Below are 22,217 nucleotides of genomic sequence, written 5' to 3' on the forward strand. Positions count from 1 at the left end.
AATGCGGGACCGGAGCGTGCTGGCTTTTTTGCGGAACGATCCGGCCAGTGGATCGTATTTTACAGACGGAGGAGGCTTAATGCCTGCGAATCACACTCCCACACCGGCTCAGTCATGGATAGTTCGCCTAGCGCGCGTGTGCTGGGAACGTAAGAAACTTAGTGTCATCGTGGTGGTAGCGTCAGTATCGACTATTTTGCTGGCTGCGCTGACGCCACTGCTGACAAGACAGGCTGTGAATGACGCACTGGCGGGCAATCCGGCCCGCCTGCCGTGGCTGGCCTGCGGGTTACTGTTGATCGCTTTTTTTGATTTCATCGGTAACTATGTGCGCCGTGGTTATGCCGGGATGCTCTCACTCTGGGTGCAGCATACCCTCAGAGGACGGGTATTCGACAGTATTCAGAAACTTGACGGCGCAGGCCAGGATGCGCTGCGCACCGGGCAGGTGATTTCACGGACCAACAGCGATCTGCAGCAGGTGCATACCCTGCTGCAGATGTGCCCGGTGCCGCTGGCAGTGTTCACTTATTACATTGCCGGCATTGCCGTGATGCTGTGGATGTCCCCTGCCATGACGCTTATCGTCGTGTGCGTACTGGTATGCCTGGCGATCACCGCGCTTCGTGCGCGTCGTAGGGTCTTCGCGCAAACCGGGCTGGCCTCGGACCAACTGGCGAATCTCACCGAACATATACGCGAGGTGCTGGCACAGATCTCAGTGGTAAAATCCTGTGTGGCAGAGATGCGTGAAACGCACTGGCTCGATAGGCAGTCGCGGCAGATTGTGCGTGTACGCATCGGTGCGGTTATCTCGCAGGCGATGCCTGGGGCCACCATGCTGGCGCTACCGGTGCTCGGGCAAATCGTCCTGCTGTGCTACGGCGGGTGGTCGGTCATGCACGGGCGGATCGATCTCGGTACCTTCGTTGCATTCGCCAGCTTCCTCGCGATGCTGACCGGGCCAACCCGCGTACTGGCATCGTTTCTGGTTATCGCACAGCGCACTCAGGCGTCCGTGGAGCGGGTGTTTGCACTGATCGACACCCGTTCACAGATGGAGGACGGGACGGAGTCGATTAACAGTCAGGTTGTCGGACTGGAACTGGAGAATATGAGCTTTGACTACCACCATGGCGACAGACATATCCTCAGCAATATCTCCTTTTCCCTGCGCGCCGGTGAAACCGTGGCGGTGGTGGGCGCATCGGGTTCAGGAAAATCGACCCTGTTGATGCTGCTGGCGCGTTTTTATGATCCCTGCTCCGGAAAGATATGGCTCAACACCAGCGAAGGCCGACAAAATCTTCGCGATATCAGACTGGAGGCGCTTCGTCGCCGGGTAGGCATCGTATTTGAAGATGCTTTTCTGTTTGCCGGTACGGTGGCGGAAAATATCGCCTATGGCCACCCTCAGGCAACGGCGGACGACATTCGCCGTGCGGCAGCTGCTGCAGGAGCCAGCGATTTTATCAACGCCCTGCCGAAAGGCTTCGATAGCCTGTTAACCGAACGGGGTACGAATCTTTCCGGCGGGCAGAGGCAGCGAATAGCGCTGGCGCGGGCGCTCATTACTGCACCGGACGTGTTAATCCTGGATGATACCACCTCAGCGGTTGATGCTGTTACGGAAGCGGAGATTAATACCGCGCTGGGTCGCTATGCTGACGAAGGGCATATGCTGCTGGTGATTGCCCGACGGCGTTCAACACTTCAGCTAGCCAGCCGGGTTGTGGTGCTGGATAAGGGCCGTATGGTGGATACCGGAACCCCGGCAGAACTTGAAGCGCGCTGTCCGGCGTTCCGCGCACTGATGACCGGCGACAGCGATTTTCTGGCCACGTCCCACAATAGCCACAACGAATTGTGGCCGGCTGAACCAGCGACACAAGACGATGTAACGGATACGGGGGATAAAGGTTTTGTCGCCCGTATGACCCGCGTACCGGAAAATGCAGTACAGCAGGCGCTGGCCGGTAAAGGTCGCAAAGTCACGTCACTACTGAAGCCTGTGGCGTGGATGTTCGTCATCGCCGCTCTGCTGATCGCACTCGATTCTGCGGCAGGCGTAGGGGTACTGATACTGTTGCAGCACGGCATTGACTCCGGTGTCGCCACAGGCGATATGTCGATCATCGGCCTCTGTGCCCTGCTCGCCCTGTGCCTAGTCATTGTGGGCTGGTGCAGTTATTCTCTGCAGACGGTCTTCGCCGCCAGAGCGGCGGAATCAGTTCAGCATTCGGTGCGCTTGCGCAGCTTCGGCCATATGCTGCGTCTTGGACTCCCCTGGCATGAAAAGCATGCCGATTCGCGTCTTACCCGCATGACCGTTGATGTGGACTCTCTCGCCCGCTTTCTGCAAAACGGCCTTGCCGGTGCGGCCACCAGTCTGGTGACGATGTTCGCAATCGCCGCCACCATGTTCTGGCTCGACCCGTTCCTGGCGCTGACGGCATTAAGCGCAGTGCCAGTGGCCGCACTGGCAACCATGATTTATCGCCGCCTCAGTACCCCTGCTTATGCACAGGCACGGCTGGAAATAGGCAAAGTCAACAGCACCCTGCAGGAAAAAGTCTCTGGCCTGCGTGTCGTGCAATCGCATGGTCAGCAGGAACTGGAGGGCGCCCGGCTGCGCGCGTTATCGGAGCGTTTCCGCGCAACCCGTGTGCGAGCACAAAAATACCTTGCAGTCTATTTTCCGTTCCTGACATTCTGCACCGAGGCCTCCTATGCCGCTGTTCTGTTAGTGGGAGCTTCGCAGGTCGCCGCTGGAGAAATGACTGCCGGGGTACTGGCGGCTTTCTTCCTGTTGCTGGGGCAATTCTATGGGCCAGTGCAGCAGTTATCAGGGATTGTCGACGCCTGGCAGCAGGCGACAGCCAGCGGCAAACATATTGATGAACTACTGGCGACAGAAGGCACTGAGCACCTCGGGTCCTCTTCGGTCCTCCCTGTCACCGGTACACTGCATCTTGATGAGGTCACGTTCAGTTATCCCGACAGTCACGAGCCAGCTCTGAACAAACTTACCCTGACGATCCCAGAGGGAATGGTTGTCGCGGTCGTCGGTCGCAGCGGTGCGGGTAAGTCGACGCTGATTAAGCTGATTGCCGGGTTGTATTTCCCCACGCACGGCAACATCAGAATCGGTGTGCAAATGCTCGATGATGCCTCGCTCACTGAGTATCGTCGCCAGATTGGGCTTGTCGATCAGGATGTAGCACTGTTTAGTAGTGATATTGCAGAAAACATTCGTTATTCACGGCCATCCGCCACCAATGAAGACGTTGAAATTGCCTCACAGCGGGCAGGGCTGTATGAGATGGTGTGCAATCTGCCGCAGGGATTCCGGACACCGGTGAATAACGGCGGAGCCGATCTGCCCGCAGGTCAGCGCCAGTTGATTGCGCTGGCCCGCGCGCAACTGGCGAATGCCCACATCCTGCTGCTCGACGAAGCCACGTCATGTCTGGATCGCACATCCGAAGAACGACTGATGTCATCGTTAACAGATGTCGTGCATGCCGGGAAGCACTCGGCGCTGATTGTTGCACATCGTCTGACCACCGCGCAACGCTGCGATCTGATTGCCGTTATTGATAAGGGGTTACTTGCGGAATACGGAACCCACGAACAGCTGTTATCTGCGGGCGGCCTCTATACCCGCTTATGGCATGACAGCGTCAGCAGTACTGCGCTCCATCGCCAGCACAACATGAAGGAGGAAACCCCGGGATAGTTACTGGACACGTAATGTATTAAAAACACAGTCAGAAGCGGCGGTACCGTGAATAGCCGCTTTAATTATTTATACTGACATCCTTAATTTTTAAAGAGTATGAATGCTGAACATGCAACAACATCCCTCTGCTATCGCCAGCCTGCGCAACCAACTGGCAGCGGGCCACATTGCTAACCTTACTGACTTCTGGCGCGAAGCTGAGTCGCTGAATGTTCCTCTTGTGACGCCAGTCGAAGGAGCGGAAGATGAGCGAGAAGTGACCTTTCTGTGGCGCGCCCGACATCCTCTGCAGGGCGTTTATCTGCGTCTGAACCGGGTGACGGATAAAGAGCACGTAGAAAAAGGAATGATGAGCGCCCTTCCCGAAACGGATATCTGGACACTGACACTGCGTTTACCCGCAAGTTACTGCGGCTCCTATTCGCTGCTGGAAATCCCCCCCGGCACTACGGCTGAGACGATTGCACTGTCCGGAGGCCGTTTTGCCACCCTTGCCGGAAAGGCCGATCCGCTAAACAAAATGCCGGAGATCAACGTTCGGGGAAACGCAAAGGAATCAGTGCTGACACTTGATAAAGCTCCCGCCCTGTCGGAATGGAACGGCGGCTTCCACACCGGACAACTGCTTACCTCCATGCGCATTATCGCCGGGAAATCTCGCCAGGTTCGGCTCTATATTCCGGATGTTGATATTTCTCAGCCCCTCGGGCTGGTCGTGCTGCCCGATGGTGAAACCTGGTTTGATCACCTTGGCGTATGCGCGGCAATTGACGCCGCCATAAATAATGGGCGCATCGTGCCCGTGGCTGTACTGGGCATTGACAACATTAATGAACATGAACGCACTGAGATACTCGGCGGGCGCAGCAAACTGATAAAGGATATCGCCGGACATCTGCTGCCGATGATTCGCGCTGAACAACCGCAGCGTCAGTGGGCAGACCGTTCGCGCACAGTGCTGGCCGGGCAGAGCCTCGGCGGGATCAGTGCGCTAATGGGGGCTCGTTACGCACCGGAAACGTTCGGTCTGGTGCTCAGCCACTCTCCTTCAATGTGGTGGACGCCAGAAAGAACCAGTCGACCAGGCTTGTTCAGCGAAACCGATACCTCATGGGTGAGTGAGCATCTGCTTTCTGCCCCACCGCAGGGCGTACGTATCAGCCTGTGCGTGGGATCGCTGGAAGGTTCGACAGTGCCTCACGTTCAGCAGCTTCACCAGCGGCTGATTACCGCTGGCGTCGAAAGCCATTGCGCAATCTACACCGGTGGTCACGATTACGCATGGTGGCGCGGTGCACTGATTGACGGGATTGGTTTACTACAGGGTTGAGTTGACCCACAAACACTTTCAGGAAACGGTACAGACTTCCTGAATAAATCAAATAGTCACCTGCGGAAAAGGAATAATCATCAGATGTATGCCCGCGAGTATCGCTCAACACGCCCGCATAAAGCGATTTTCTTTCATCTTTCTTGCCTCACCCTTATCTGTAGTGCGCAAGTTTATGCGAAGCCGGATATGCGGCCACTGGGGCCGAATATAGCCGATAAAGGCTCCGTGTTTTACCATTTCAGCGTCACCTCTTTCGACTCTGTCGATGGCACACGCCATTATCGGGTATGGACGGCCGTGCCGAATACAACCGCACCGGCATCGGGTTACCCGATTTTATATATGCTTGACGGTAACGCAGTTATGGATCGCCTGGATGACGAACTGCTCAAACAATTGTCAGAAAAAACACCGCCAGTGATCGTGGCTGTCGGGTATCAGACCAACCTCCCTTTCGATCTCAACAGCAGGGCTTACGACTATACGCCAGCAGCAAAAAGCAGAAAAACAGATCTCCACTCAGGGCATTTTAGCCGTAAGAGTGGTGGCAGCAACAACTTCCGCCAGTTACTGGAAACGCGTATTGCCCCAAAAGTGGAACAGGGACTGAATATCGATCGGCAACGCCGCGGCTTATGGGGGCACTCCTACGGCGGCCTCTTCGTGCTGGATTCCTGGCTGTCCTCCTCTTACTTCCGGTCGTACTACAGCGCCAGCCCGTCGTTGGGCAGAGGTTATGATGCTTTGCTAAGCCGCGTTACGGCGGTTGAGCCTCTGCAATTCTGCGCCAAACACCTGGCGATAATGGAAGGCTCGGCGACACAGGGTGATAACCGGGAAACGCATGCTGTCGGGGTGCTGTCGAAAATTCATACCACCCTCACTATACTGAAAGATAAAGGCGTCAATGCCGTATTTTGGGATTTCCCCAACCTAGGACACGGGCCGATGTTCAATGCCTCCTTTCGCCAGGCACTGTTAGATATCAGTGGTGAAAACGCAAATTACACAGCAGGTTGTCATGAGTTAAGCCACTAAACACTGCCCGCTTTTACGCGGGCAGTACGCCTGAAACACTACGATCAGAATGATGCGGTAACTCCGGCATAGTAAGCCCGGCCTGGCTCGTTATAGGTATTCGCCCCTTCAGAAGATCGGAAGATCTGTTTATTGAGGATATTACTGACGCCGACATTAAGACGCAGATTTTTATTAATATCGTAATTGAAGTTCGTCCCCACCAGTGAATAAGCGCCCAGCTCTTTACCTGACAGACCGCCAGTATCTTCACTGCGGGTTTCCGCATGAGTACGCGGTTTTTGTCTGCCATATAACGTCCAGTTGACGCTGGCAGAAAACGCCTGGGTGATGGTCCAGTTAAGCGAGTTATTGATAGTATATTTCGGGATGACCGACAGAGGATTACCGGTGTCTTTTTGCTCCGAAGTGATCATCCATGTGGCATTGGTATTCCAGTTCAGACGATCTTTCACCAGTGGGAAAGACATACTGGCTTCGATACCGTCCACCAGAGCTTTCCCGCCATTCTGCCACTTGAGGATATATGCGCCTGAAGCGGTTTGCCCGATAACGTTATCCCCGGCCACGATCTTATTCTGGTAATCATTGCGGAAGTAGGTCACACTTGCGTGGTAATCTTCCCAGGTGAACTCCAGCCCAATTTCTTTATTGACGCTGATTTCCGGATCGAGATCTTTATTACCGATCAGGTAGCACCCGCCTGATGTAATATCTTTTGGACAGCCATTGCCTTTCGAGTAGAGCAGATAGCCTTCACTGGATTGATACAGGTTTGGGGCTTTAAAGGTTCGGGCAACCCCTGCTTTGACTTTGAAATAATCGCCCAATTCCTGCGAAAGATTCAGACTGGGGCTGAAGTTCCCGCCGGAGTCGCTGAGATAATCAAAGCGCAGGCCGGGAATGATATTCGTGCCAGGAACCGGCTCAATGTTATCTTCAATATACAGCGCACTGATTTGAGAATGATTTTTACTGCTGCGATCCGCAGCAGAGCCAGAAATACCGCTGATATCACTGTCATTCACCGTCAGGCTGGTAGAGGAAGGATCATCGAGCTTATCGCGGTTCCACTCTGCACCAACGGTCAGCGTTTGATCAACCATCACATTCAAAGGAATATTAAGCTCGCCGCTGGTTCGCCAGGAACTCAGGCGATTGGTCGTAAACTTTTCACCCGCTAAAATACGCCCTTCACCACCGCCGGATAATCCTTCATTCATGCGGGTATTATTGGTTTTCTCGTAATAAACACCAAAGCGACTTTGTCCCCAGTCCCAGATACCATTATGCGTAATGCCATAATTCTGTCGGTACAGGCGGTTCGTCTCTTTGCCGGATTTTGCCAGGCTTTCGGTAACTGCACTGGAAGAACTGTTTTGCGTATCGCCCGCATAGATATTCCCCTGGCGGCTATATCCGGCTTCGAAATCGAGAATCTGCTGCGGATTTAATTTCCACGAGACAACGCCGTTAATATCTTTGTTACGTACCCCTTCATGCCCGGCTGCGTTTTTCGTACCGACCGGAGAATTAATATCCCAACTGTCAGCATCCGTTTTATTCAGGTTACCATACAAACGCGTGGTAAGAGCATTACCAGCCAGAGGCCCACTAAGGCTGAAATTGGCGCGACGCGTAGCGCCCTCATCGCTACTTTCCGGCTGATTGGTGTATAACGACAGCGAACCGTGCCAGTCGTTGGTGGGACGTTTGGTAATGATGTTCACCACCCCCCCGGCTGCCCCCGAACCGTAGCGCGCCGCCGCAGGGCCGCGGATCACTTCAATACGCTCAACCTGTTCCGGTGGCACCCAGTTGGTGTCACCGCGGGTATCACGCTCTCCACGCCAGCTATAACGCACGGAGTTACGTGACGTCACCGGTACACCATCAATTAAAATTAAGGTGTTTTCCGGCCCCATACCACGAATATCGATCTGGCGGTTGTTACCGCGTGTGCCCGAGGCGCTATTGCCGGTAAGATTGACGCCAGGCATTTTACGAATAATATCTGAAAGGTCGTTTACCGGAGGGGTCTTTTTAATATCCTCGCTGGTAATAACCGACACGCCCGGCTGCTGTTTTAATACCTGCTCAGCGGTGGCTTCCACCACCAGAGTCTCGTCATTATCATCGTCGGAGGATTTGGCTACTGATACCTGGCTATTCAACCCAACCAGGAGCACAGTTAGCGACCAGAGGATTTTGTTAATTCTCATACCTATTCCCTAATAAATGCCTAACTTAAAATGTTTGATCGTTAAGCTCACATCCTTGCCAGATATTTTTTACTGCCATTATTGTTTTTATATAAGAATGATAATTAATATCATTTAGCAAAAAAAAAGCAATCCCTCACAAGATAAATATATTGATTTTTCATAAATATCAAATTGATGGTGATGCTGCCAACTTACTGATTTAGTGTATGATGGTGTTTTTGAGGTGCTCCAGTGGCTTCTGTTTCTATCAGCTGTCCCTCCTGTTCAGCTACTGACGGAGTGGTGCGTAACGGCAAAAGCACCGCCGGACATCAGCGCTATCTCTGCTCTCATTGCCGTAAAACATGGCAACTGCAGTTCACTTACACCGCTTCTCAACCCGGTACGCACCAGAAAATCATTGATATGGCCATGAATGGCGTTGGATGCCGGGCAACCGCCCGCATTATGGGCGTTGGCCTCAACACGATTTTCCGCCATTTAAAAAACTCAGGCCGCAGTCGGTAACCTCGCGCATACAGCCGGGCAGTGACGTCATCGTCTGCGCGGAAATGGACGAACAGTGGGGATACGTCGGGGCTAAATCGCGCCAGCGCTGGCTGTTTTACGCGTATGACAGGCTCCGGAAGACGGTTGTTGCGCACGTATTCGGTGAACGCACTATGGCGACGCTGGGGCGTCTTATGAGCCTGCTGTCACCCTTTGACGTGGTGATATGGATGACGGATGGCTGGCCGCTGTATGAATCCCGCCTGAAGGGAAAGCTGCACGTAATCAGCAAGCGATATACGCAGCGAATTGAGCGGCATAACCTGAATCTGAGGCAGCACCTGGCACGGCTGGGACGGAAGTCGCTGTCGTTTTCAAAATCGGTGGAGCTGCATGACAAAGTCATCGGGCATTATCTGAACATAAAACACTATCAATAAGTTGGAGTCATTACCAACCGGATGGAGACATTGCAGGATTAGGTTTGTGAGTGGATGCATAGTCATATATTGCACCTCCAGCCACACCCCCAGCAGCTGCTCCAATTCCTCCTGCAACAAATTGTCCGGATAGTGTTCCTATAGCCATCGCAATATCACGCCCTGAAGCACCACCAGAAACAGAATCTAATTCATTTAGAGTCAGAGTTCTCATATGATCTCCTTTTTATCTTATCGGATATTGAATAATAATTATCACCAACAAAGTAACATATTGCAGACATTAATATAGAGAAGCAAAATGTATGCATGGATAAAAAGTCCTTTCCTCTAAAAACACAATCATATATAGCTAATGCAATATATATTGCGGTGGCATTTATTATAAATGCAAATAACAACTCTAATTTTGTTCTTTTTCTATCCATTACTTTTTATCCCATTACTTTCTATCCCATTACCATACAAACACTAACGATAATGATTATCGTTCACATAGTCAAGAGTGAAGGGGAGGGGGCCCTCACCCCCTATAAGGGGTCCGCTTGGAAAACGGATTTCCCCACGTCAAGAGAATTGAGTTGAACGAGTGGTTACATCCAAGCCAGCTAACTCACTGAACGTAAAGGATGTACGAAATGCTCCTACCGTCCGATAACCATTTGGCTTACTTCCGTACATTCCCTTGCGTAGATGTTCAGAATTGTACGATTTCGGACACCAAAACCGCTGTTGTCCCGCCATTCTGGCGATTCCTGAAAGTCATTTGACTAAAAAATAGTCTTAACGTGGTTTATTTTCCGAATTCCAAGCGGCCCGCCCTACATTTATACAATGTCCGGCAGGGCATAAAAGGGGCGAAAGAAAATACCTGGGCGAAGTCGCTGAACATCATTCTGGCGATTTCAATAAAGGTACTTGCTCACGCTCTGTCATTTTCTGAAACTCTTCATGCTGCATTTCGATTTTCCTTCTAAGATCATAACTCGCATACCTGTTCTTTTTATGTATATCTATATCTATTTTTGTGACGAGTTCAAACCACAATGTTCGCACTCCCCATGCAGCGTTATGAAACATTTCCGCAACGGCTATAGAGTCTGTATTAACTGCTTCAGTCATGTAGTCGCTAATACGTTCAGCGGTAATTTTCGTTATTTCATCGTAATTCATTTTATCTCCTACAAGATTATTTAATGGAATGCAAAATATCTGGCCTGATAATAATGTTCCAGAATTAATATCTGCAGGCTATGTTAAGTTGTCCCCACACACAATCTACCTGTTTTCTCGTGTGTGCCACAGGAGCAATACATAAATAGTCTGGCCATTAAGTTCGTAACCAGCTGCTGTAGATCTTAGTTTGTTTTCTTTGACATTAGGCTCGGCCCTTATAGCCTTTGGTCTTCCGGCCACAGTTGTTGGTTTTGTTGGCGTAGTTATTGCAGGTGCTATTGGTGCATTTATCGATGATAAATTTGTTGATGAGTTGAATCACAAGATCATAAAATAATTAAAAGGAAGGCAGTGTTACTGCCTCCCTTTAAAATATTTAATGACAAGCAATGGCATCAGTAAAATCGCATATGTCATGGTTAAAACAGTAAAGTAAATGGAGCAGTATAAAATAAAAAGAGTGATGACATTATGAGATAATAATTTAAAAAAACCACCTGCTGTTGTTAGTTCCAGATTATAGAACAGTGTGATATAAATCAGAATGGCATAAAAAACGGCCCCCCAGAAACAGGATTGCACAACAAGTTTTCTTGTTACTGGCTTTATGATTTCTCTTGTCTTATATGTGCAAAGAAAAACGAGAATACCCATAACTGGTGCTGTCTTGTTGTAGTTTGACATAAGTGCTGTCATGACGGGATCATGCAATGATGTAATAGAAGGGAGAAATGCAACCTTATTATATAAGTAGTACAGCACTTGAGAATATGGATTATTTATCCGAAGTATTAATATAGCCATTAATGGAATAATACCGATTATGGAAAATGCATATAATATTTCGTTTGCTTTCTTGTTCTTATCTTTATTGCTGGTCATATATATACCTTTTTGTATTTTTATATATAGATTATATATCAGAGTTCTCAATATATTTCCAGTATTTAATGGAGTGTACAGATATATATCTTATATATGGTAGTTCAGGTGCTTCCCTACCATTTTTAACGGCATATCCGGCAAACAATGTTATGGGGAGCCTCTCTCATGGGGTTCGTTCGCCGGTGTAAGCGTTAGCCAGCCGCGAACTCTATTATCTTATTAACTTATAAGGAGTTATGTATGGAAACCTTAACTGTTCATGCACCATCACCATCAACTAACTTACCAAGTTATGGCAATGGTGCATTTTCTCTTTCAGCACCGCATGTTCCTGGTGCTGGACCTCTTTTAGTCCAGGTTGTTTATAGTTTTTTCCAGAGTCCAAACATGTGTCTTCAGGCTTTAACTCAACTTGAGGATTACATCAAAAAACATGGGGCTAGCAACCCTCTCACATTGCAGATCATATCGACAAATATTGGTTACTTCTGTAACGCCGACCGAAATCTGGTTCTTCACCCTGGAATAAGCGTTTATGACGCTTACCACTTCTCAAAACCAGCGCCAAGTCAATATGACTATCGCTCAATGAATATGAAACAAATGAGCGGTAATGTCACTACACCAATTGTGGCGCTTGCTCACTATTTATGGGGTAATGGCGCTGAAAGGAGCGTTAATATCGCCAACATTGGTCTTAAAATTTCCCCTATGAAAATTAATCAGATAAAAGACATTATAAAATCTGGTGTAGTAGGTACATTCCCTGTTTCTACAAAGTTCACACATGCCACTGGTGATTATAATGTTATTACCGGTGCATATCTTGGTAATATCACACTGAAAAAAGAAGGTACTTTAACTATCTCTGCCAATGGCTCCTGGACTTACAATGGCGTTGTTCGTTCATATGATGATAAATACGATTTTAACGCCAGCACTCACCGTGGCGTCATCGGAGAGTCGCTCACAAGGCTCGGGGCGATGTTTTCTGGTAAAGAGTACCAGATACTGCTTCCTGGTGAAATTCACATTAAAGAAAGTGGTAAGCGATAATATAAGGGCCGGGATTCCGGCCTTTTTATGCAGCCTTTATAACAGTGTATTAGTCATTCGCATATTCAACATATCCCTCTTCACAATGGTACATGCCATAATACATTCTCTTACCCTCCGGACCTTCAGCTTTAAATGGGACAAGAAGTGTTTTTTCATCTTCAACATCTGTTAAACTTCTCTCAATCTTTTCCCATGTAATTTTCGGGATTTCTGTACCAAGAAGTTGTACATCGTTGTCCCAGCGTTTCATTCTTTGCAGGTAATCATTTTTTACAAACGTTCTGGCCTGTTCATCGCTGACCTGATAGCATGCCGGACCTTTATCTTCAGACCAGAAAAAAACAGCAGCAAGAGCAATAATCGTTAAAATAAAAATAAATTTCATGCTAATTACTTTCATAAAATCTCCACAACTTCTGTCGTTCATTCGATATAAAAAAACATTACGAATATATCCGTACAATGTGAGCATACTGTGAAGTGGCTTTAACAATTATGAAATAATACAAGAGATCACATATTGCAGTGGTCTCTTCTTTTATAGAATAAATCACAATTCATAATTATGATTTGTGACTTATGCGTGTCTGTTTTTCAGCATTGTGACAGCATCGGACTCAGGAATCGAAAACTGCACCCGGTGCCGTGCAGCCACATCCAGCGCAAACACCTTCGTGTACACCTCTGTCGAACTAATCGACTTGTGCCCCATCAGGCTCTGCAGCACCTTCAGCGGAATACCAGCATACAGCATATGCATCGCGTAGGAATGGCGGAAAGTATGTGGGGTAACCGGAACAGAGAACGTCACGCCGTCGGCCGCAGCGGCCTCTACAGCTTCATTCAGCCAGGTGCGAACTGTGCGGTCGGTGATTCCCCAGATGCGCGCCTTCTCCATTCTTCCGGTTCGTTTGTTTCTGCGCTCCAGTGGGATTTTCAGCGTGGCCACCATCATCTGCAGTTGGCTGACGTATTGTGTATCGGACAGGGGAACCAGGCGATGCACCTGACTGCCAGCAGGGACACGGCCTGCCGTTCTGGTCGCTTTTTCAGTCCGTTGTTTGAGCGTGGCCAGCTGTACGAACGGATATGGCGGCGCCAGAGAAAAATCTCCCCGCGTCAGCGCCAGCGCTTCGTTTATACGTGCGCCCGTGTTCCACAGGGTGGCCAGCAACATTTTGCGGTGCAGATCCGGTACATAGTGGAGCAGGGCGCTGATCTCCGGCGCCAACAGATATTTTGGTAATTCGTCCTGCACAAGTGCCATCTGACGTAGTGCCAGCGCAGCCGGGTAATCAATGGCAACAGGTAATGTTGCCGGAGGCGTTAAAAAAGAACCAGGCAGGGAAAGCAATTGTGGGCCACTCATGATGTCCCCTTTATGAAATCCTCAATCTCTTGCTCGGTCTTTTTAGACTTCTTTACCATTTCGTACTCCTTTTGGAGTGTTTTACCTCTGGCTTTCAACAATACCAACCTCGTTGGCGATAGTGTATCGGAAAGGCCGTGCAGAGGGAGGCCACATAACATTCTCAGTTCTCGTGATAACCGCAGTGCTTTTACTCCCAACATAGCTGCGTTTTTATGCAAACTATATTCACCCGCTCCACCATAAGGAGTATCTTCAACAAACACATTATCTACACACACGACAGCTTCGTAGCTGAGAACAGAGAGTTCGCTGAGCCTATACATCAGGCCAGAAGGAAGGGAGCGCCAGTTACCAGATACCGGGGAATAATCGATTTCCGGTAATAAGAACTCAGCTTCTCCTCTGCCATCCTGATCGTGCTCCACAGTTGCTGTTGCTGCTGGAGCGCAACGCTGCGCAAATCGCTCAAGTAAAAAAACCAGCTCTGTACTAATGTAAAGACGCTCGCTGGCCAGCTTCGCTGCTGCAGTTCTCTCCTCACGTCTGAGTGTGAAGTGGTGAGTAAGGAACACCGCTCCGACAGCAGATGCGATGGTCGATACAGCTGTAATTATCTGCGGCCCCAGACTGGCGCTGTCCTTCACCACCTTCACGCCTTCGGTCGCAATAAACCAGTCAGCCATGTTTATTCCTTTATTGTTGAGAAATCCCGCCTTCTGTATGTATTCAGCGGTCGGCAGCCAGTTCTTCAGCCAGCTTCACAAAGCCTTTGTGCTCAGTCTGCAGGTAATGGCTGTAAATCCGGGCATCACGTTCTGTGAGCCCGGATGGATTGCCGGTGAAGTAACGTTGCAGCACCGCAATACAGTGATTGTAGGTATCGAGATCATATTCCCAGTTTCCCAGCTCACCGGCCGCATCCAGCTCCCGGCGAAACTGCTCGTATTTACGGAGCAGAATGCCAAGACCTAATTCTGTTGCAGCATAAACATTATTTTCTCCTGGCGCGGAAATCGCATTACGGATTTTTTCAAAAGCATAACTGAAATCATTTCTCTCATTGAATGCAGTAAACATGTCCTTTCCTCAGTTGAATAGTTAGCCGTGCAATTTTACCACACCTCAATCATCGCCAGATGAGTGCCACTCTGTTGAGAACAGTGACTTTCACAAAAAATGAATTTCACATACTGAAATAATAAGTAGCCATATAGAAACGCAGTTAAATTACCGGAGAGCCGTTTCCGTCAGATCCGACTTTCCGGAATATCACAACTTTCCGGAAGTGTACCACGCTGAGAAAATAATCATATCGCTGTTTTCCGCCCCTGCGCGGCGCATCACAGGTCAGGGAGATGACACAACATATAGTGTCATGAGCAGCTGAATGAGATACCACATGTTGTGCTGACAGGAGGTGGCGTTGTGTGGGGGGAGAGGAAGATCCGTAACTAGGAGTTTTCGGATCTTCCTGAAGAAAAAGAAAGATTAATGTAAAATTAACAATAATTAACAGCCATTGATAACTAAAACAGATTAATGCACATTAAGCATTAATCTGTTTTTATTTTTGTATTTAAGGCAATTAAAACACCGTATCAATGATGCTCAGTCATAAAACTCAACATCACGGACATAGCGTACGGGAGTAATAACAATTTTGTGTTCATCACGCCCTGACCCCATTTTTGGCGGCTGAATAAATCCAAGATTGCTGATTAATTCGGCCACTTCCCACAAATCCACGGAGTGAGGGATTTTCCTGAACCTGTCATGTGGTAACAGTCCATGATAGCTCTCATCAGCAAAACTGTTCAGCACCACGCAAAGCGCGTCTTTGCCAGCATCCCCGGCAACCAGACAACGTTTAAGCAGTGTCAGGCGCAGATCATCGTCACCCATCCAGGGACTCAGTTCTGCCAGAATATCTAATGACAGCAGGTAGCTCTTATCAAGAATTCCCGGTTTGTTATCACGCAACCAGCGTAAAGCGGCAACTTTTATATTCATACCGATTAGCTTGTGACGAAAAAGTTCGCTTGCCAGTTCTTCATCAAAGTCACCCTCGATATAAAAAATATCTTCTGGCTCCTGGGTAATAATCTCAGGACGCTGGGCAATAAGGTTACCAAGCAGAGTATTCATCCTGTTAATATCATCAACATTTCCACAGAGAGCATTAAACAACACCGTAAAGACATTAACTGTCGGTGCCAGTTTTTTCTCTGAACATAACAGTTCAGCATTTCGCAATGGAATGTTTTCAGGCACATCGATAATAACAACGTTTAAATTACTCAGTACTTTCAGTAAAGCTTCTTCTGAAATGACTGGCGAGCAAATTAATTCAGAAATAAAATTATTAAATATTCCTGTATCATTTATGACTATATCAGATGGTTCAAATTCAAAGTGTTTCTCATTTACCCACTGAACAAGTTCACCGGAAGTATTAATTGATGTATCATGCAATAAATGAATAATATTATCAAAGGATGGAAAAATCCTGTCATGCTGCAACAGCATGCTATAGATATTTCTCCCTGAAGCATTATTGTCCGCACACTCTGAACGATTAATAATATCATCCAGATTATTTATACAAAAATCCATTTTGGCTATAATCTGTTCAACAACAGTCATTGAGACTTCAGAAGAATTCAGCAATTCAGGAATACGATCAATCTCTTCCGATTCAATAAATACCGATAAAATAAAATCTTCTATGTTAGTCCACAGAACTTCTGTTAATTCAGAAATAGCCAGGGACTCGAGACAATGAAACGGATAAAGAGAGAATGACATTCTTTCTTCATTCTTGTCTTGCGTCAGGCAAAGATAAACATTTTTAAGATTACTGACGGAATATTTGAATAATCCTGCACCCGCAATTTTCCTGATAACAGAACACTTCTCGTCTCCCACATCACCTGGAATATATGAAACTGAAAGTGTATTATCTTTCAACACTTCAAAAAACGCATCACCATATCCTTTTGGCACAGCAGTAATAAGAATTGGGGAGGAATCTATAAGTTCACCGATACGTTTATTAATCTCAACCGATTGCCAGATATTTGATTTTTCAGTCAGGCATAACAGGTGTGCCGCTATTTCCTGAACAAAAAACTTTTGCTCGGGTGTGCGTTCTTCTGACGCACATAAATGTGCCAGCAATCTGTTCAGTATATGTTCATCTGACATAAAAATCTCCAGGTAACGCAGGCGAACATACGTTGTGAAATCGTTCTGCATCAACATCAGCAAACTAACCACACGCTGGCTACCCGTCTGACTCAGTAATGCCATTATATTGTTTTTCAGGGTATCAGGGTCATTATCAATCAGCCATCTGATAACAGCAGGATGTTGAGCATTGTCACGCTGCAGAACCCCCAGCTTTTTGAGTCGTTCAACAATATTATTAACGTTATCAAGATGGAATGAGAATGTTTTTTCCGGACCTTTACCAGACATAACATCCTTAAGAAATAAATTATCTGTCTCACTCAGCCCTCCGGGAATGAAGATTGAGCGATAGGACATGTAATCTGTTGATAAATAACCACTTGATAACAGAAAAAATATAAAGTCAATCTGTTCATGTTCCGACTGAATCGTCAGGACACCTGTATCCTCTTTCTTCTTTATCCAGGCAACAAAGCCTTCATTTGTCATCTTTTCTGCTATATCAGCTACAGTTCCGGAAAGAATTTCGGTCCTCAATGACTCCAGACTGGAAATATTATTTTTCACTCTGGTTATATTATCAACAGATTTAGTTTCAATTAAATGGCATCGTTTTTCATACTGCTGCTTCAGTTTTTCTGTATCCCGCTGATTTATCATGAGAAAAATTTGTCTGTTATAGGGGGTAACGACCTGAATATTTTCCTTATCTAAAAGCATGAGAAATTCATCTTCATCTTGTATCAAATCATCAAGACTTATTTGCCTTCCTTCTGTATAAAAAACAAGCGCGCCGCTATAATTTTTACTAAGGTAAGGCATGAGCAGTTCTTCGCGCAGATTTTCCCGGTTTGCGAGTTTTTCATTTGTTATCGCTACAAGTGACTGTGCCATATCCTCAAGTTCGTTATTTGCAGAATGTAATAATTCATTCTGAATTTCATGGTCTAAGTAGCTTTGAATAAAATGATAAAGAACACCTTTTTTACTATCTATACCATGATAATCTTCCGCACAGAGATTTTTATATGCTATCATGGCAAGTAGTTTGGCCAGATTTTCCCGACTATTGACTAAATTCTGATAGAGTCGAAACTCATTTGTAATATTATGCATTACACGCATATTGGGAATAAATGTCGCAATACGAGAAATACATTCGCTTAAGTTATTATTTATCTCTTCTTCTTTGAATTTTTTAACAAAATGCTCATAAGCATTCTGGTTATCCATCACTGGAATAACAGGCATAACAAAATCAAAGAATTTCGTTCTTGACTCTGCTGAGTTGAAAATACCATCTCTGACAGCATAAATAAATTTTACAGGTTTTCTGTCAGAAAGGCAGTTATTAATAATTTGATTGATTTCCCGCAATTTCACGAAAATCCGGCCATTGTTAAAACGGTCAAGATCTTCGAATATCACTACATCATATTTAGTCGAATCAAAAAAATAGACAATTTCATCAATATAGACATTAAGTAAAGAAGGTGATGATGCCCGGGTTGTAACAGCGCCTTTCAGAAGGTCCACTTTATCAAGACTTACTTTCCTGTCAAATATACCGATACGATGTAACTGGTTCAAAAGCAGGCATAACGATCCCATCACAGATGCCACTGCACCGGACACACGCACCCCAAACGGGCATTCAAGAAGGTAACGGGCGAATGCTCCCGGCAAAGATAGCTTTGTTGTAACGTAATCCGGCGCAAGGAAAAATAAAGCAGCTCCACTCAGTAAAATGGTTCCTGTCAGAAAAGACGCAGACCGCAATATTTGTCCCGCAGTCACATCTGATATACGGTCAATGCGGGAACAGGGAAGCTCATGCTTTTTATTTTTGTAGAGTATTTGTTGCAGAATACTGTATTCAATAGATTTTTCAACACTACCAGTATTTTTCGTCCCTTCGTCACTACTGCTGTCCCCATTACTTTCATCCACATGTCTCTGCATATCAAAATCAGCAAGAGAAACGGTTAACACCCGCAGTGTCCCATTGTGAGCTTTGCACCATGTTTTTAATACTGAGCTTTTCCCTGCCCCATACGGCCCGGTAACAGCAATATTCCGGATATCCGGATGTTCATAAGCATAATTAAGCGCGCTGATATAACAGCCTGCTTTATCTGAGTCGAGTTCTGTCGGAGTCAGTGCTTCATAGCTCACTGCATTTGCCTCAGCATGATCACTATCGGCAACGATCGGTGTCAGCCACGGTGTGGACATTATCATTGATACAATTCCGTTGTTGTTTTAGTTACATTTTACTGGTTTTATTCCGCTTTTATCTCAAGCATGGATCTCTGAATTTCTTAACTTAACCAGACGAGAAGAAAGCAGGCAAAGGCAACCGTACTTACCTGAAGAGACGACTGTGATAGCATAAATCGATTTTTAAGACGATAATTTTCCTCTTACCGTACGTTTTCGTACGGTTGGCCCTCAAACCCCTATCAGGCCTGCCGTGGAGATTTTGTGGTGCGTCTCGACGGCAGCACCTGTCTGCAGTTATGGAATAAAGAAGGCAGAGTGGTACGCCGGGAGGGCGATCCGCTGGAAGTGGCGCAGTGGCTGCAGGCCTGTCATGATGCCGGAATAGAAGTTCGTGTACAGGTTAATGAAAGCGTCACTCCGTAAAAACATGCCAGCACGGTTTACACATCATCCCATGATGGCAGCCGCTTAACTTTCCTGCGCCACCAGTGGAAAGAGGCCATGAGCAGTCCGAACAAAAAACCCCCCGTGATACTTATAATAATGGCCTCACCTGCCACCATTCCTGACGGCCCCCAGTAGATAAACCACATTGCACATCCCCAGGAAATGCCCCATAAGCCCCCCGTCAGCACCGTGACCTGCCAGAACGGCATAAAGGGTAATGGCGGAAGCCGGATACCCAGCCGCCAGAGAATACGCAGAAGAGGAGGGGCATAATTGCTCCGCCACATCTTTTTGCTGTCCATCAGGGCAATGGCCCGGGCTTTTTTCTGCTCAAAGGTCACAGGAGCACCTCCGTTCCATGATGTAAACGTGACACAGCTTATTGTTATTGATTATTATTATCATGCTGTGATTATGTTGTCATGCACCGGTACACTGACAAAAGAAAGGGAGAACAGGAGGCCGGCTGATGAACAGGAAATATTATCTTAATCCGCGTAAGCGGGCCGTGAGGGCCGCTTACAAGCGTGTATGAGATCAGTTTGGATATTCGAAATTATTGTACGTTTAACGCACCATACATTAATGCTAATGTATGCATACATTAGCATTAATGATGAAGGAAAAGAATAACAATGGCAGTCAACCCACTTCTTTTTTGGATTTCTTAATTTTCGTCTGATAAAGCCGCTTTACCCGTTCAATTTCTGCCAGCGTTGCGGACCAGTGTAGTTCGGCGGCATGACGATATCTGGCAGCCATTTTTTCCACCATCTCCGGATTGCTGTCCGCGCTGCGGTGCTGACGCCCCTTCTCCCCAAAAACTTCAACAACCAGCCACTGGCTTCCGGTTCTGCCGAACAATGCCTTGCACAAACGTCTCACAGTCAGCGGGGTTAAATCTGGATCGGGATCATAGGCAATGGTAGCAAAAATAAAGCGCAGCATTTCTGATGTCTTGTAACGCTTTACGCTGGCAGCCAGGCGTGCGGCACGTTGCGGTGCTTCCCAGCGGTCGTTACTGTAATTAGCCACTTCAGCCAGATAATCCTTTTCAAGTTTTTCAGCCGTGTAGCACCTGCCGCCTAAAAAAAGCCGCATGGCCTCCCTGGTTTTATTTCTCACATATCATCCCTCATTAATGCTAATGTACGCATACATTAGCATTAACATACTGACAGTAACAAGCGGCGGATTTACGTCTGGATAACGTAAATGATTGCGGTATACAGGCCAGTCGGTCAGATTTTCAGCCGGGCCTGTTCCTGCAGCAGTTCCAGATGATATGCAGCAATAGCGTTTACCACCCCTGCCGCCATCCGTGCGTCGGCGATCGCTGAGTGTGCCTGCCCTTCCCAGGTCAGTCCGGCCTGGCTGGCAGCACAGGCCAGTGAAATCGTGCCATAGCGGTTGGTGGCCCCATAATATCCTGCAGCCAGCTCCATCGCACAATATACCGTCATTTCTTCCAGCCAGTCAGCCGGATCGCTATGTGCGGCCGCAGTCTGTTTCAGAATGCGGATGTCGAACCGGGAATTAAAGATAATTACTGGTCGATCTCCGATTGCATGCCGCAGTTGCCGCGCCACATCTGTCCATGATGGTGCGCCGCAGAGAGCCTGCTCACTGATACCATGCACAGCGGCGGCCTGCGCCCCGATGGCGACCGTGGGCTTCAGTCTGGTTTCAAATACCACCTGACCGGCCGCATCGGTCAGGCCGATTTCCAGGGCTTCCGCGGTATTATCCAGTCCTGTCGTTTCAGTATCCAGAAAGAGTGGTGCCAGACTCAGCCAGTCATATGCCTGCCGTGCCATCCGGCCACTGGTGCTGTTTAGTCGGGATAAAACGGAAAGCCGCTGGCCAGCCAGCTGTTGTTTACTCGTCAGAGGGCGTTTCTCACGCATCGGAACACAGTCTGCAATTCGGTATACAGCGAACCTGCCACCATAACTATTTTTATACCACTTAACCGGCTCAGCACCGGGGGCTGGCTTCATTCTGAATTCATCGCGCAGACGTCCTTTCGAGAAACACCTGTCTTCGGCAATCGCCTGCGCACGTCTGGTGACCAGCTCATCATTATTCATGGTTCTTGCATCTCCGTCAGACGTTTTTATATCCGGACAGCCCCTCTATGGCCACTTCTGTACAGTATGCAATACTCGCAGGATATACACTTTTCCCCACTGGCTGTCGACCTCATAAACCAGAACAAAATGCGGGTGAATAACCAGTTCCCGGGTACCTTCCACACGACCGTTGCGGCCTTTATACGGCTGCCCGGCCAGGTTGCTGGCTGAATAACCAATCCGTTCGTCCAGTTCAATGGCGGCTATCAGGTTCTGCTCCGCAATGTACTCACGAATGCGCTTCCTGTCCTGGCTGGCCAGCATGGTCCAGAATATCTCCATCATTTACCGGCGACTTTCCTGCTCATTTCATCCCGCCATGCAGCAGCGGAAGATTCGACCATGTCATGGGGAAGTAGGGGAGCCCGCAGAATTCGGAAAAAATCGTACGCTAAGGTTTTCCGGGCATCCGTAAGGGCCGAAACTTCCCGTCTTCCAGTCTGCGGCTCTGCCGCCAGACGTAATCG

The 22,217-nt window shown here is 47.8% G+C and carries 17 protein-coding genes and 5 pseudogenes; 7 read left to right on the plus strand and 15 right to left on the minus strand.

Going from position 1 to position 22,217, the window contains the following annotated elements; all coding sequences use genetic code 11:
- Window positions 1-79 precede the first annotated feature (79 nt).
- The 3 genes from iroC to iroE all read left to right on the plus strand — a co-directional run bounded on the left by iroC (window position 80) and on the right by iroE (window position 6,113).
- Window positions 80-3,739 carry a salmochelin/enterobactin export ABC transporter IroC gene (iroC, locus tag ACJHYO_RS22975; RefSeq protein ID WP_247791117.1) on the plus strand — a complete coding sequence of 1,220 codons (3,660 nt, stop codon included), beginning with the start codon at window positions 80-82 and terminating at the stop codon, window positions 3,737-3,739.
- Window positions 3,740-3,842: 103 nt separating this feature from the next.
- Window positions 3,843-5,072: a catecholate siderophore esterase IroD gene (iroD, locus tag ACJHYO_RS22980; RefSeq protein ID WP_000933675.1), complete on the plus strand. Its 1,230-nt coding sequence runs from the start codon at window positions 3,843-3,845 to the stop codon at window positions 5,070-5,072.
- Between the two features lie 84 nt (window positions 5,073-5,156).
- Window positions 5,157-6,113: a catecholate siderophore esterase IroE gene (gene iroE / locus ACJHYO_RS22985; protein ID WP_064055648.1), complete on the plus strand. Its 957-nt coding sequence runs from the start codon at window positions 5,157-5,159 to the stop codon at window positions 6,111-6,113.
- A 44-nt stretch (window positions 6,114-6,157) separates the two neighbouring features.
- Here iroE and iroN read toward each other — a convergent pair whose 3' ends face one another.
- Window positions 6,158-8,335 (minus strand): siderophore salmochelin receptor IroN, encoded by a 2,178-nt coding sequence (iroN, locus tag ACJHYO_RS22990; RefSeq protein ID WP_001222186.1) that lies wholly within the window; start codon window positions 8,333-8,335, stop codon window positions 6,158-6,160.
- A 234-nt stretch (window positions 8,336-8,569) separates the two neighbouring features.
- On the opposite strand from iroN, the gene ACJHYO_RS22995 reads away from it, so the two are divergent.
- A protein-coding gene (locus tag ACJHYO_RS22995; protein ID WP_095033700.1) for an IS1-like element IS1B family transposase occupies window positions 8,570-9,267 on the plus strand; the annotation gives its coding sequence in 2 pieces (ribosomal slippage) (window positions 8,570-8,819 and window positions 8,819-9,267; 699 coding nt in all).
- Window positions 9,268-9,283: 16 nt separating this feature from the next.
- Here the strand turns inward: ACJHYO_RS22995 and cvaC are convergent.
- The 3 genes and pseudogenes from cvaC to ACJHYO_RS23010 form a co-directional block, all read right to left on the minus strand.
- Window positions 9,284-9,481 (minus strand): annotated as a pseudogene (gene cvaC / locus ACJHYO_RS23000) (colicin V); the annotation flags it as partial.
- Window positions 9,459-9,695, minus strand: a complete 237-nt coding sequence (gene cvi / locus ACJHYO_RS23005) for a colicin V immunity protein (protein ID WP_014640552.1) — start codon at window positions 9,693-9,695, stop codon at window positions 9,459-9,461. The gene cvi and the pseudogene cvaC, both read right to left, overlap by 23 nt.
- 541 nt (window positions 9,696-10,236) lie before the next feature.
- Window positions 10,237-10,440, minus strand: a pseudogene (locus tag ACJHYO_RS23010) (hypothetical protein); the annotation flags it as partial.
- Window positions 10,441-10,612: 172 nt separating this feature from the next.
- Between ACJHYO_RS23010 and ACJHYO_RS23015 the strand changes: the two are divergent.
- Window positions 10,613-10,780 (plus strand): annotated as a pseudogene (locus ACJHYO_RS23015) (colicin-B); the annotation flags it as partial.
- 17 nt (window positions 10,781-10,797) lie between these two features.
- Here ACJHYO_RS23015 and cbi read toward each other — a convergent pair.
- Entirely contained in the window at window positions 10,798-11,325 is a 528-nt protein-coding gene (gene cbi / locus ACJHYO_RS23020) for a colicin B immunity protein (RefSeq protein ID WP_000203272.1), read from the minus strand.
- Between the two features lie 243 nt (window positions 11,326-11,568).
- Here cbi and cma point away from each other — a divergent pair, with 243 nt between their 5' ends.
- Window positions 11,569-12,384 (plus strand): lipid II-degrading bacteriocin colicin M, encoded by an 816-nt coding sequence (gene cma / locus ACJHYO_RS23025; protein ID WP_410232579.1) that lies wholly within the window; start codon window positions 11,569-11,571, stop codon window positions 12,382-12,384.
- A gap of 49 nt (window positions 12,385-12,433) precedes the next feature.
- Here the strand turns inward: cma and cmi are convergent, their stop codons facing one another.
- The 5 genes from cmi to ACJHYO_RS23050 form a co-directional block, all read right to left on the minus strand.
- Window positions 12,434-12,787 (minus strand): colicin M immunity protein, encoded by a 354-nt coding sequence (gene cmi / locus ACJHYO_RS23030; protein ID WP_000864812.1) that lies wholly within the window; start codon window positions 12,785-12,787, stop codon window positions 12,434-12,436.
- A gap of 177 nt (window positions 12,788-12,964) precedes the next feature.
- Entirely contained in the window at window positions 12,965-13,756 is a 792-nt protein-coding gene (locus ACJHYO_RS23035; RefSeq protein WP_000016493.1) for a site-specific integrase, read from the minus strand.
- Window positions 13,753-14,442 (minus strand): hypothetical protein, encoded by a 690-nt coding sequence (locus ACJHYO_RS23040; protein ID WP_000796228.1) that lies wholly within the window; start codon window positions 14,440-14,442, stop codon window positions 13,753-13,755. The genes ACJHYO_RS23035 and ACJHYO_RS23040 overlap by 4 nt, the downstream gene beginning before the upstream one ends.
- Before the next feature lie 43 nt (window positions 14,443-14,485).
- The gene (locus ACJHYO_RS23045) at window positions 14,486-14,836 is read right to left on the minus strand and encodes a hypothetical protein (RefSeq protein WP_000493379.1); all 351 of its coding nucleotides are present in this window, start codon (window positions 14,834-14,836) and stop codon (window positions 14,486-14,488) included.
- A gap of 531 nt (window positions 14,837-15,367) precedes the next feature.
- Window positions 15,368-19,189: an anti-phage transmembrane ATPase gene (locus ACJHYO_RS23050; RefSeq protein WP_064055658.1), complete on the minus strand. Its 3,822-nt coding sequence runs from the start codon at window positions 19,187-19,189 to the stop codon at window positions 15,368-15,370.
- A gap of 219 nt (window positions 19,190-19,408) precedes the next feature.
- On the opposite strand from ACJHYO_RS23050, the pseudogene ACJHYO_RS23055 reads away from it, so the two are divergent.
- A pseudogene (locus ACJHYO_RS23055) lies at window positions 19,409-19,594 on the plus strand (hypothetical protein); the annotation flags it as partial.
- Window positions 19,595-19,611: 17 nt separating this feature from the next.
- On the opposite strand, the gene ACJHYO_RS23060 reads toward ACJHYO_RS23055, so the two are convergent.
- The 5 genes and pseudogenes from ACJHYO_RS23060 to ACJHYO_RS23080 all read right to left on the minus strand — a co-directional run.
- A complete protein-coding gene (locus tag ACJHYO_RS23060) occupies window positions 19,612-19,959 on the minus strand; it encodes a DUF6404 family protein (RefSeq protein ID WP_000142450.1) in 348 nt (115 codons plus the stop codon).
- A gap of 301 nt (window positions 19,960-20,260) precedes the next feature.
- Window positions 20,261-20,743: a hypothetical protein gene (locus ACJHYO_RS23065; RefSeq protein ID WP_001311056.1), complete on the minus strand. Its 483-nt coding sequence runs from the start codon at window positions 20,741-20,743 to the stop codon at window positions 20,261-20,263.
- A gap of 116 nt (window positions 20,744-20,859) precedes the next feature.
- Window positions 20,860-21,708 (minus strand): 3'-5' exonuclease, encoded by an 849-nt coding sequence (locus ACJHYO_RS23070; RefSeq protein ID WP_023154360.1) that lies wholly within the window; start codon window positions 21,706-21,708, stop codon window positions 20,860-20,862.
- A gap of 45 nt (window positions 21,709-21,753) precedes the next feature.
- Window positions 21,754-22,032: a type II toxin-antitoxin system toxin YacB gene (gene yacB, locus ACJHYO_RS23075; RefSeq protein ID WP_097309154.1), complete on the minus strand. Its 279-nt coding sequence runs from the start codon at window positions 22,030-22,032 to the stop codon at window positions 21,754-21,756.
- Window positions 22,032-22,217: pseudogene (locus ACJHYO_RS23080) on the minus strand (hypothetical protein); the annotation flags it as partial. The gene yacB and the pseudogene ACJHYO_RS23080, both read right to left, overlap by 1 nt.

Source organism: Escherichia sp. WS1118, from assembly GCF_046487695.1.
GTDB classification, from domain to species: domain Bacteria; phylum Pseudomonadota; class Gammaproteobacteria; order Enterobacterales; family Enterobacteriaceae; genus Escherichia; species Escherichia coli.

Bases quoted from the DNA above. Each gene is read 5' to 3' on its own strand.
- ACJHYO_RS23045 (WP_000493379.1), bottom strand. From the start codon at position 14,836: ATGTTTACTGCATTCAATGAGAGAAATGATTTCAGTTATGCTTTTGAA.
- yacB (WP_097309154.1), bottom strand. From the start codon at position 22,032: ATGGAGATATTCTGGACCATGCTGGCCAGCCAGGACAGGAAGCGCATT.
- iroE (WP_064055648.1), top strand. From the start codon at position 5,157: ATGTATGCCCGCGAGTATCGCTCAACACGCCCGCATAAAGCGATTTTC.
- iroN (WP_001222186.1), bottom strand. From the start codon at position 8,335: ATGAGAATTAACAAAATCCTCTGGTCGCTAACTGTGCTCCTGGTTGGG.
- ACJHYO_RS23035 (WP_000016493.1), bottom strand. From the start codon at position 13,756: ATGAGTGGCCCACAATTGCTTTCCCTGCCTGGTTCTTTTTTAACGCCT.
- ACJHYO_RS23050 (WP_064055658.1), bottom strand. From the start codon at position 19,189: ATGATAATGTCCACACCGTGGCTGACACCGATCGTTGCCGATAGTGAT.
- cbi (WP_000203272.1), bottom strand. From the start codon at position 11,325: ATGACCAGCAATAAAGATAAGAACAAGAAAGCAAACGAAATATTATAT.
- cma (WP_410232579.1), top strand. From the start codon at position 11,569: ATGGAAACCTTAACTGTTCATGCACCATCACCATCAACTAACTTACCA.
- ACJHYO_RS23040 (WP_000796228.1), bottom strand. From the start codon at position 14,442: ATGGCTGACTGGTTTATTGCGACCGAAGGCGTGAAGGTGGTGAAGGAC.
- ACJHYO_RS23070 (WP_023154360.1), bottom strand. From the start codon at position 21,708: ATGAATAATGATGAGCTGGTCACCAGACGTGCGCAGGCGATTGCCGAA.
- cvi (WP_014640552.1), bottom strand. From the start codon at position 9,695: ATGGATAGAAAAAGAACAAAATTAGAGTTGTTATTTGCATTTATAATA.
- cmi (WP_000864812.1), bottom strand. From the start codon at position 12,787: ATGAAAGTAATTAGCATGAAATTTATTTTTATTTTAACGATTATTGCT.
- iroC (WP_247791117.1), top strand. From the start codon at position 80: ATGCCTGCGAATCACACTCCCACACCGGCTCAGTCATGGATAGTTCGC.
- iroD (WP_000933675.1), top strand. From the start codon at position 3,843: ATGCTGAACATGCAACAACATCCCTCTGCTATCGCCAGCCTGCGCAAC.